At 57.2% G+C, this 383-nt stretch carries 1 protein-coding gene; it reads left to right on the plus strand.

From position 1 onward, the window contains the following. A partial coding sequence (locus KDM89_RS20245; protein ID WP_212689667.1) for an MgtC/SapB family protein occupies positions 1-383 on the plus strand: 383 nt, incomplete at both ends.

Below are 383 nucleotides of genomic sequence, written 5' to 3' on the forward strand. Positions count from 1 at the left end.
GGACTGACCACGGCAGCCTCGGTGTGGGCATCTTCGGCCATTGGTATCCTGGTTGGCGTAGGATTTTATGCTGCTGCGATATTGTTGGCGCTGTTATCCGCCGCCTGCATGATCTGGGTGCACAAACTCGAAGCCTGGCTACCGGCGCGGGCCGCGATTGCGATTACTTTACGTTTTCAACCTGGCTTACAACCCGATGAAACGGATTTGTTGCGTATGGCGGAGCGACATGGCTATGAACTGGCTGAGGGCACGCTGGCTATTGCGATGCAGGCGGGCTGCGCGGAGTGGCGTTTTGTTGCAGTTGCATTGAACCGGCGCTCAGCCAGCCCGCTGGCCGTGCTGTCGCATGACTTTCAGCAAAAGCAGTACATCACATCCTT

The sequence above is a fragment of the Cognatundibacterium luofuense genome (genome assembly GCF_018139685.1).
Classification (GTDB): Bacteria; Pseudomonadota; Gammaproteobacteria; order Burkholderiales; family Burkholderiaceae_D; genus Undibacterium; species Undibacterium luofuense.